This is a genomic window from Cohnella rhizoplanae (assembly GCF_948329515.1).
Classification (GTDB): Bacteria; Bacillota; Bacilli; order Paenibacillales; family Paenibacillaceae; genus Cohnella; species Cohnella rhizoplanae.
This window is the reverse complement of record NZ_CAOJCN010000060.1, coordinates 1-746: the sequence shown is the minus strand read 5'-3', so window position 1 is coordinate 746 and position 746 is coordinate 1. Positions and strand designations below refer to the sequence as shown.

The 746-nt window shown below is 55.0% G+C and carries 2 tRNA genes and 3 rRNA genes; all 5 read right to left on the bottom strand.

Annotated features, from left to right (window positions below):
• A 23S ribosomal RNA gene (locus PQG80_RS28810) occupies positions 1–98 on the bottom strand; the annotation flags it as partial.
• A 133-nt stretch (positions 99–231) separates the two neighbouring features.
• Positions 232–307: transfer RNA gene (locus PQG80_RS28805), tRNA-Ala, on the bottom strand.
• A 26-nt stretch (positions 308–333) separates the two neighbouring features.
• A tRNA-Ile gene (locus PQG80_RS28800) sits at positions 334–410 on the bottom strand.
• Between the two features lie 59 nt (positions 411–469).
• Positions 470–586: ribosomal RNA gene (gene rrf / locus PQG80_RS28795) — 5S ribosomal RNA — on the bottom strand.
• An 86-nt stretch (positions 587–672) separates the two neighbouring features.
• Positions 673–746, bottom strand: a 16S ribosomal RNA gene (locus tag PQG80_RS28790); the annotation flags it as partial.

Here is a 746-nt window from a genome sequence, read left to right as displayed (position 1 = left end):
GCCTGCTTACGGCTCCCCGAGGCAATTTCGCTGTTCGCCGCGTCCTTCTTAGGCTCCTGGCGCCTAGGCATCCTCCGTGCGCCCTTAATAGCTTAACCTGACGGTCAAACCACACAAGGCATTTGCATGAGAATTCTATTGCGCATATTTCGTTTCGCTATCCGGTTTTCAAGGTGCAAACTTTCTGCTTCCTCCGCCCATCTGACAAGCAGGCTGTGCGGAAGACTTAAATGGTGGAGACTAACGGGATCGAACCGTTGACCCCCTGCGTGCAAGGCAGGTGCTCTCCCAGCTGAGCTAAGTCCCCATGGGAAGTATTCAATTGAAGCTTGGTGGTGGGCCTTAGTGGACTCGAACCACCGACCTCACCCTTATCAGGGGTGCGCTCTAACCAGCTGAGCTAAAGGCCCGCATCACGTTGGCCAGACTCGCTGGCTTGACCTCGATTCCAGTGAAGGAATCAAGACCGGCTTGGCGACGTCCTACTCTCCCAGGACCCTGCGGTCCAAGTACCATTGGCGCTGGAGGGCTTAACGGTCGTGTTCGAGATGGGTACGCGTGGAACCCCTCCGCCATTATCACCAAACCGGTATTGCTGAAGGATTTCTCCTTCAAAACTGAACTCGAGCGGTAAAACAACGGACTTTCGTATTGCCCCGAAGGGCTCCTTAGAAAGGAGGTGATCCAGCCGCACCTTCCGATACGGCTACCTTGTTACGACTTCACCCCAATCATCTACCCCACCT